10 protein-coding genes are annotated in these 8,385 nt (G+C 57.2%); 5 read left to right on the top strand and 5 right to left on the bottom strand.

All coding sequences use genetic code 11. The annotated features are described in order from the left end of the window. Positions 1–231: 231 nt before the first annotated feature. A complete protein-coding gene (locus ACWIUF_RS10175) occupies positions 232–930 on the top strand; it encodes a sigma-70 family RNA polymerase sigma factor (protein ID WP_448572251.1) in 699 nt (232 codons plus the stop codon). 150 nt (positions 931–1,080) lie between these two features. Beyond that, entirely contained in the window at positions 1,081–2,139 is a 1,059-nt protein-coding gene (locus ACWIUF_RS10170) for a tetratricopeptide repeat protein (RefSeq protein WP_448572250.1), read from the top strand. A gap of 110 nt (positions 2,140–2,249) precedes the next feature. On the opposite strand, the gene ACWIUF_RS10165 is transcribed toward ACWIUF_RS10170, so the two are convergent. The 3 genes from ACWIUF_RS10165 to clpS form a co-directional block, all read right to left on the bottom strand. After that, positions 2,250–2,738 (bottom strand): DUF4359 domain-containing protein, encoded by a 489-nt coding sequence (locus tag ACWIUF_RS10165; RefSeq protein WP_448572249.1) that lies wholly within the window; start codon positions 2,736–2,738, stop codon positions 2,250–2,252. Positions 2,739–2,972: 234 nt separating this feature from the next. Beyond that, on the bottom strand, positions 2,973–3,806 hold the full coding sequence (locus tag ACWIUF_RS10160; protein ID WP_448572248.1) for a CPBP family intramembrane glutamic endopeptidase: 834 nt from the start codon (positions 3,804–3,806) through the stop codon (positions 2,973–2,975). A 224-nt stretch (positions 3,807–4,030) separates the two neighbouring features. Next, complete coding sequence (clpS, locus tag ACWIUF_RS10155; RefSeq protein ID WP_448572247.1) at positions 4,031–4,312, bottom strand: ATP-dependent Clp protease adapter ClpS; 282 nt, start codon at positions 4,310–4,312, stop codon at positions 4,031–4,033. Positions 4,313–4,723: 411 nt separating this feature from the next. Here clpS and grxC point away from each other — a divergent pair, with 411 nt between their 5' ends. From grxC to ACWIUF_RS10140, 3 genes are read left to right on the top strand one after another with little or no spacing between them, the layout of a single operon-like run. Then, entirely contained in the window at positions 4,724–4,987 is a 264-nt protein-coding gene (gene grxC, locus ACWIUF_RS10150) for a glutaredoxin 3 (RefSeq protein ID WP_448572246.1), read from the top strand. Then, positions 4,988–5,974 carry a glutathione synthase gene (gene gshB, locus ACWIUF_RS10145; protein ID WP_448572245.1) on the top strand — a complete coding sequence of 329 codons (987 nt, stop codon included), beginning with the start codon at positions 4,988–4,990 and terminating at the stop codon, positions 5,972–5,974. 1 nt (position 5,975) lies between these two features. Beyond that, positions 5,976–6,506, top strand: coding sequence for a YraN family protein (locus tag ACWIUF_RS10140; RefSeq protein WP_448572244.1), 531 nt, complete (start codon positions 5,976–5,978; stop codon positions 6,504–6,506). Here ACWIUF_RS10140 and ACWIUF_RS10135 read toward each other — a convergent pair. Both ACWIUF_RS10135 and ACWIUF_RS10130 read right to left on the bottom strand, forming a co-directional pair. After that, positions 6,466–7,113, bottom strand: a complete 648-nt coding sequence (locus ACWIUF_RS10135) for a pentapeptide repeat-containing protein (protein ID WP_448572243.1) — start codon at positions 7,111–7,113, stop codon at positions 6,466–6,468. The two genes, ACWIUF_RS10140 and ACWIUF_RS10135, sit on opposite strands and share 41 nt — an antisense overlap. Beyond that, positions 7,110–8,385: HD domain-containing phosphohydrolase (locus ACWIUF_RS10130; RefSeq protein WP_448572242.1), on the bottom strand; the 1,276-nt coding region annotated here is incomplete at its 5' end. The genes ACWIUF_RS10135 and ACWIUF_RS10130, both read right to left, overlap by 4 nt.

Below are 8,385 nucleotides of genomic sequence, written 5' to 3'. Positions count from 1 at the left end.
GGAAGAGCAAGGGGCAGGGGGTAGGGTGGGCTTGCGGAATATGGCCACTTGCGCCGATCCCCCTGGCAGTTTTTCAATCCCTGGATATAGTAGGGGGGAATTATTCTTGCTCAAGGTGTCGATCCGTGACCGGGCAGTTGTGTTGACCTAAGTTGATCTCAGGGTAGGTCCTAGTATGGCCTGATCAGGTGCTTGGGTTACGTCAGTCTCTAGAGGAGTGTGTCGGAGCCTGTGCTAATTCCCCAGTTTCCAGAGAGTCGTCATCCCCTGATCCAATCGCTGTTGCGGCATAGCGATCAGGACTTGGTGGCCTTATATCAACGGCATCCAGAAGTAGGCCGTTACTTTACAGCGATCTTTTGCCGCTACAGTCCGGTGGTTTATACGCTGATTCGCCACTCAGCCCGATCGCCCGTCCAGGCGGACTACCTCTTTGCCTTAACCTGGCGACACATTTTCTATGAATTACGGGGCCTGAATTTGTACGCCACAGCGCCCCACGGCCAGGTCATTACCCTGCAAAATTGGCTAATCAATGTCACGGCTTTATGTATTAACCAGGCTGACCTGCCCCCCGTTGAAGCGATTCAGTACACCCTGCACGCCGCCTCACCGCCGCTGTGGTGTTATGTTGAGCAGGCCCTCGATCGCCTCCCGCCAACCCTGCGGCTGATGGTGGTGATGGTGCAGGCTTTCCACTGGAGCGAAACGCGGGTGTCGGCCTATCTCCAGGCGGAAGGGGAACGGTTCTCGCCGGCTGAGGTCCGGCTCAAATTACAAGAGGGCTATCGCCTACTGGAAACGGAATTGCCAGATGATATTCGCACGATTTATCTGGGCACTGATCCGATCGCGGCCCCGGAGGCGGTGTTGCCTGACCCGATTGGGGAACCCGAAATGGCGTTTATGGAATTTGGGCTGAGTGTTTAGGAGAGAATTATCATTATTGGTGACAGGGGATTGATGACAGGGGACAGGGAATGGGCAATGGTTTTGAATTTTGCCTTAAAAAACTGCAAGAACGCAAACTAGGAACCCAAAACTAAGGATTTTACAAGTGTGTGAGAGGAGTGAGTGGGAATGAATCGGTGCAAACTGTGGACGCTGGTGATGATTGCCCCAGTGGTGTGCTTGGGCGGTGGGTTGCTGGCCGGCGATCGTGCCCAGGCGGCAGAGGATTTGTTACGCCAACTGCAAACCCCGATTAATAATGGCACCCAAAGTCGATCGCGCAATGAGGCCGATCGCTTAATGCGTCAGGGGAGCCAGCAGCAGGCAGCCGGCGAGTTGGAAAAGGCGATCGCGTCCTGGAAGCAGGCCATGCAGATCTACCATAACCTGGGTGAACCTGTGGCGGTGGGGCTAGCCTATGACTTTATTGGGGTGTCCTACGGTGAGTTGGGGGATTTCATTGCTGCTGAAAATGCCCTGCGGCGGCGGTTGGGCGTTGCCCGGGATCACAAGGACTTCCGAGGACAGATTTTTGGGCTGAATAATGTGGGTACGGTGCTGCTGCATAAACATGAACTCGATGCGGCAGAAACCACCTTTGAAGAAGCGCTGGAAATGGCCCGCAGTATTAACAGTCTTGAAGGCGAAGGATTGAGTCTGAGTAACCTGGGTTTGGTCGCATTTGGGAAGGGTGATTTTCAGCAGGCGATTAAACGGTATGAGGCGGCTTTAACCCTGCGACGACAGGTGCAAGATCCGGTGGGGGAAGCCAATACCCTCAATAGTTTAGCCGATGCCTATTGGCGATTAGAGCAATATCCCGCTGCTATTGCCAACTATGGACAAGCGTTACGACTGGCAGAACAGGTACAGGATCGGCGCAATGAAATGCGGGCGATCGATGGCCTAGTGATTGCCCATAATTCAGTGGCACGCTATGAGCGATCGCTGGATTTACTGGAGCGTCGTCTGGAAATTGCCCAGGCGCAAAATAATCTACGGGAACAGTTTGTTTCGCTACGGACGGCGAGCCAGGTTTATCAACGAGCGGGCAAGTTAGCCCAGGCGAAGAACAGCCTGGAGCAGGCCCTACCCTTAGCCCGTACCCTGGGAGAATGGTCTGAGGTCAATCGGATTCGGAATGACCTTTATCATTTACAGCGGGCGATCGAAGCCGGGGGGACTTAAGTGCCGTCAGCGTCAATCCCACTCAGGGGTTGCTGGAATGGCCGCACCCAGAAGTCGCAAAGCGCCTTGACTCGCCGGAGACCGGGACGGGGAGTTGATGGTGGTTATGGTTACAGTGCGGGGCTGAACAATGGGAGCGAGTTAGGGGTAGCTGAAATCCGCCAGTCAAACTCACCGTTCCAAAACCCTTGCTGTGAGCGCGGTTGTTCCCGCGCCCGATAGAGTTGGAAGGTATTGAAAATCCCGATCGCCTCGGCTTCATAGCTAGGCAGCAGTTCCTCCGGCAGAAAGGGTAAGATTTGCCGGGGGGATAATTCTGTGCGGTAGAGACTAAAAAACAGGTAATCTTTCCGGGTGGTATTGGCCGCGATGATCGTCTTTAACTGGGATTGATTCGTATCAACCAATTTTTCGCATTCCTGTCGTAGCGCTGTCCCGACGATCGGCAGCTTCAGGGTGCAAACCTCAGTTTTCAGGTAAACCGACAGATGCGCAACCGCAAAGTCGTTATAGTCTGCCTGGGAGGGATTGGTTATGGCCAGCGCCACCCCCGTCCCAATCAGGCACGCCCCCCCGATAAGCATAATCCCGGCTTTCATGATGGCCCCTTCCCCACATCCAACAGACTCCGCATGGCTTGAGCATGGCTTAAGCATAGCCTGAACTGTTCCAGGGGCAAATGATGGATGCCTCGCGATACGGACTCGTGGCCTGTCATGCCTAAAATGGGGACTTGTCGGTTGGTGTCGAGTTTGCGAGACCCAGCACCTACAACTGCCTTGTTGGGTCGTACTGCGTTTGCCTCAACCTACAAAATCAAGCTGGATAGACCCCTAGGCATGGCCGCGATCGCACACCGTCATGACCCCCAACAATCCGGCTAGGCACAGCAACCCACTGGCCCCCATTAAGGGATTGTGATCAATGCCAGTCACCCACAGGGGCACCTGCCCGGTATAGTGCACCCACTGACCGACCTTGACTAGGTAATAGCCCCAGACCAGTCCCGCATGGAGGCCAATGCTTAAACCTAAGCGATCGTGACTGGCTCCCTTCGCCCGGATCATGATCATTGCCAGGAGCACCAAACCGGGAAATTGCCATGCTGTCCGCAGCACTTCCGTCAATGGTTTGATAAAGTGCAGCGCCGCGAATAGTAAACTATTCACCCATAAACTGGTACGAAATGGGTAATCCCGCCGGAGTTCATCCCACAACCATCCCCGGAATAGGACCTCCTCCGCCAAGCCGATCGCTAGGGCCACCACGGCCCCCTGCCAGATCACATCCCCCTGGGGCAAACCTTGCCACTCTAACCACCCCAGTTCGCCCTGGATGACAAATAAGCCCACCAGGCTGATCAGCCCCAAACCTATTCCCAACAGGCACTCGCGACCATTGCTACGACTCCAGCTCAACCCATAGCGTTGAAAGAGCGTCGATGACTGATAGACGTGTTTCCCCCACCAGGACAAGAGCGCGAGGAACTCGACATAGAGGAGCAATAGGGCGATCGTACTGGCCCAAGGGGCCTGCCGACCCAGGCCGTACAGGGGCAGGGCCAGGGGCAGCCACAGGACAGCCAGGATCAGCACAAAAGTCGCAATCCGTTGTGGTGCGGGGGCCTGGGCAAGTTTATGGGCGAGTTGGGCAGGTGGGATTTTCAAGGTGGTTCCGGTTGGACAGGCGGCGTCGGACGCGCTGAAGGGCTACCTTGATCCTAACGCCCAGCTAGGCTGTCCCTTGGGCCAATCGCCACACCCTCAGCCGATCACGAGTCGATCACACATTGAACGTGGGGTAGCCGTCTCGGCTGTCTCGATGGCAGGCAGGATGCCGCTGTCTCAATAGCAGGCAGGATGCCTACCCCACAACTGTTCTTGGAGCGACCCTACTCATCAGGTTCGATCGTACTGGTGAGGCCATGATTTTTGAGGGTCTCGCAGTAAAACTCCGCTGGTTCTAGGGCACAGGTGATCACTAGGGCAATACCATTGGTATGGGCTTCCATCATGATGCTGACGGCTTGGGGTTGGGTGAGGCTGGGCACCGTACTCATCAGCACTTGGACCACATACTCCATGGGGTTGAAGTCATCGTTATGCAGCAACACGCGATAACGAGGGGCGATTTTCCGAACCGTCGATCGTTTTTCTAGCGTTTCAACAGACATAACAGAATCCTCCTAGCAGCATGGCCTATCCCCCACACCAATTCCCCAGCAAGGCTGCCGCTGACCGGCACTCCCTGGGTGGTCCGTTGGCGATCGCTCAGGTCAAACTGGCCACGAACCGCAAGCGACCGCAATGAAGACTGGCTCCAGTTAGGGCAGGGGGGAGCAACGTTAAGATTAAGCGATAAGGGTGAGATCTAAGCTTAACATGGTGCTATGGTAGCATGGCTGAAATCCAGCCGCAGTCAGCCATCCAGCTCCCACTCCCCCCACGCCAGTGACCAGCTATGTCAACTTTCGACGGTCCCAGAGAACGGTCCCAGAGAACAGTCCCAGAGATCTTTTAGAATGGAAACATAACTTAACGATTCACGAAACCCCCGATTAACCCCTCACGTTCCCAACTGTCCTATGGCACCCAAAGTCGAAATCTATACCTGGAGTCGTTGTCCGTTCTGTATTCGTGCTAAGGCCCTGTTGACCACCAAAGGGATTGAGTTTACGGAATACTGTATTGATGGCGATGAATCCGCACGGCAGGTCATGGCGGCACGGGCCAATGGTCGGCGATCGCTGCCTCAAATCTTTATCAATGACCAACATATCGGCGGCTGCGATGAGATCTATACCCTCAATGCCCAGGGTGAGCTTGATCCCCTCCTACAGGCCAGCTAGATGAAATTTGCCTTCATTATTGACCCGATCGCAACCCTCGATCCCGGTCACGATACCAGCGTGGCATTGATGGAAGCGGCCCAATTGCGGGGGCATGAAGTCTGGATTACCCAGATCGAGGCCCTGAGTGTGGCTGATGGTAAAACCTGGGCCAGTCTCACCCCCGTCCGGCTCAACCCGGTGCAGTTAGTGGCTGGGGCATGGCAGATCCCCCAGCCCTGGTATTGGCTGAGTCACCAAGCCGAAACCCCCGCTGCGCTGGTGACCCTGCCTTTGGAAACGATGGATGCGGTGTGGATGCGGACCGATCCCCCGGTGACGATTCCCTACCTGTATGCCACCTACCTGTTGGACTACATTGATCCGGCCAAAACCCTGGTTATCAACCAGCCCCAAGGCATTCGGGCGGCGAACGAAAAGATGTATGGGTTGCGGTTTCAGGCGGCCATGCCCACAACGATTGTTAGTCAGGATAAGGCGACAATCCGGCAATTTGTGGAGCAACAGGGAGCAGCCGTGCTGAAACCCCTGGGGGGTAAGGCCGGGGAAGGGATCTTGTTCCTGACGCCGGACGATCGCAACTTGAATTCCCTGGTGGAGATTAGCACCGAGCAGGGGCGCGTCCCCGTCATCGTCCAGCAATACCTACCCGATGCCAAGTTGGGGGATAAGCGCATTATCTTGCTCAATGGCGACCCGATCGGTGCGATCAACCGTATCCCAACAGGGCTGGAATTCCGAGGCAATATGGCGGTGGGGGGCCGGGTGGCGGCTACCGAAATCACTGATCGGGAGTATGAAATTTGTGCGGCGATCGCGCCCACCTTGCGCCGGGATGGGCTGTATTTTGTGGGCATTGATGTGATTGGCGGGTATCTGACTGAGGTAAACGTTACCAGTCCTACGGGGATTCGCGAGATCGATCGTCTGACGGGTAGCCAGGTCGCCCAGCGGGTGATTGCCTGGGTAGAACAATACCGGGGTTAGGATGGGGCAAGGCAAGGCGATCGTGGGCAACCTGGGAGAGGCGCTGGTGGCGCAATGGCTCCGTAACCAGGGGTGGGAGATCCTGGCGCAACGCTGGCACTGTCGCTGGGGCGAGATTGATCTGATTGCCCAGGCGGGAGCGTTGACAACGGGGGGGAGCGGCAATCGGCCGTTAACCTTGGCCTTTGTCGAGGTCAAAACCCGGCAGCAGCGGAATTGGGATGCCAATGGTCTGCTGGCGATTACGCCCCAAAAGCAAGCCAAGCTTTGGAAAACCGCCCAGGTGTTCCTGTCGACAATGCCTCACCTGGCCCATGCTATCTGTCGTTTTGATGTCGCCCTGATTACCTATTGCCCTGTCCCAAGTGGGCGATCGCTGGGGCCAGTTCTTTCCGGCGTGGCGGTGGACACACTGGGAGGGGCTGCCAGTGATGCTGGGGCGATCGCGCTGGGGCAATCGGTCCACTGGGATGGCTACAGCCTCACCCTGGCTACCTATCTACCGAATGCTTTTGATGGTCTGGGTTCCTGAAGGACGGGTCCAGGGGGGTTCCGGCCAAACAAGTGCCCAGCAGATAGGCCCCATCCCAAAGCACTGCCTCGATTTGGGCACACAGTAGGTTGGCTTGGTACAGGTTTGCGCCGCGCAGCATGGCCCCCGTCAGAATGGCTTCCTCCAAGTCGGCTTCGGATAGATCGGCTCCCGCCAAATTGGCATGGCTGAGGTCGGCCTGCATCAATCTGGCCCGCATTAAGCTGGCCCCGCGCAAATCCGCCCCCCGGAAGTCCACGGCGGCCAAATTCCCATTCGTTAGCAATGCCGCCGCCAGGAAGGCGCCGGCAAAGCTGGCTTGGGTAAAGAGAGCGTCCAGGAGGTTAGCGCCCCGCAGGTCCGCATTACGGCAGTCCGCGCCCCGCAGATCGGCGCCGGGTAAATCGGCCCCCCGCAGGTTGGCCCGCAGGATGGTCCCCCGCAGGTCGGCTCCTGACAGATCGGCCCCCCGCAGGTCGGCCTGGAAAAGGTTCGCGCCTGCTAGCTGGGCACCACTCAGGTCAGTACCGGCCAAATCCAGGTGGGCCAGGTTTCGCTGCTGGCCAGCGCGGATCGCGTCGAGATCAAGGCTAGAGGGGTGGGTCATGGGGTTACCGCTGATGGGGGATGAGCGATCGCGTTGGGGTATCCTTCGTCGGGATCTTCGAGCCAAACGGCAGGCACTTGACTGGGCCGATCGGGCAACTGCATCATACCCAGTTCCACAAGCTGAATTACTTGGCTAAGTTGTTCGACTAACCCCGGATCAAACCGTTTACCACTCCGTTCCTGGCATTTTTCCAGGGCGTGGTTGAGGCTGAGGGCTGGCCGATCGCCCCGTGGCTGGGTCATTTCTTGGAAATAGGCGACCAATCCCAAAATCCGGGATTCCAGGGGGATGCTTTCGGCCTTCAGGCCCCCAGGCCGCCCGCTGCCATCCCAGTGCTCCAGGTGGTGTCGCACAATTTCGGTAACTGCCGCCAATTCCGGCATTGTCGCTAGGAGTTGGGCACTGAGTTGGGCACGATCGCGCCAGAGGGTCAGGCTGGCCGCTTCTAAATCACTGGCTATCTGGGTAAACACCTCGCTGGGGGCTTCTGCTAAGCCAATGCGAAACAGCAATCCGGCCAAGCGTAGGCGACGGAGGTTAAGGGCGGGCAGGTCCAATAGTTGCCCCAGGGTTTCGGATAGGGCTGCCACTTGCAACGACGCCACCGGATTACAGCGATCGCGCTCATCTACCCGTTGGGCCATCCGCAGCAATGCTTGAAGCTTATTGGCCGCCAAGTTCCGATTGAGACGCAGGGCGCGTCCTTCCAATTCCCACAATTCCCGTGCCTGCCGATTCACAGTTACCAATTGCTGCTGGCTGGTTTGGAGGTAGGAGACGATGCGGGTGATGACACTGGTCAGGTCAGCCGGTGTTGCGCTAAGGTGGGCCTCAATCTCCGCCTGTATCTGGCTGAGGCGATCGGCGAGGGCGGCATCATAGGCCCCTAGGCGTTGAATCAACAGTTGTGTCGTCGTGGCGACTAAGGCCCGATCGAAGGTCCACAGGCCATAAAACTTTCGCTCCGTATCGGTTTCCGGGCGTCCCTCGGCTCGATAGTCCTCTGGGGCCAATTCCTGACACAGGACCATTGCGGCGTAGTCCGGGGCCAGGATCACCAAATTCCACTCGGCGGCTAGGGCATCCGCTGGGTCGAGGTCCACGAGGGCCACGTTGGCTAATTGGCTGGTGCGGTGTTCCGCAAAGCCACTGTCGGCAACGGCAGCAATGGCAACCTGGCAACAATGTTGGGCTAGGTCGTAATAGCGATCGGCTTCCTGCAGATACCATTTCCCCTGCTGAAACGTGACTAACACCAGGGGGCGGGGC

This window comes from Trichothermofontia sp. (assembly GCF_053493415.1).
This window is presented reverse-complemented; position numbering and strand designations above follow the sequence as displayed.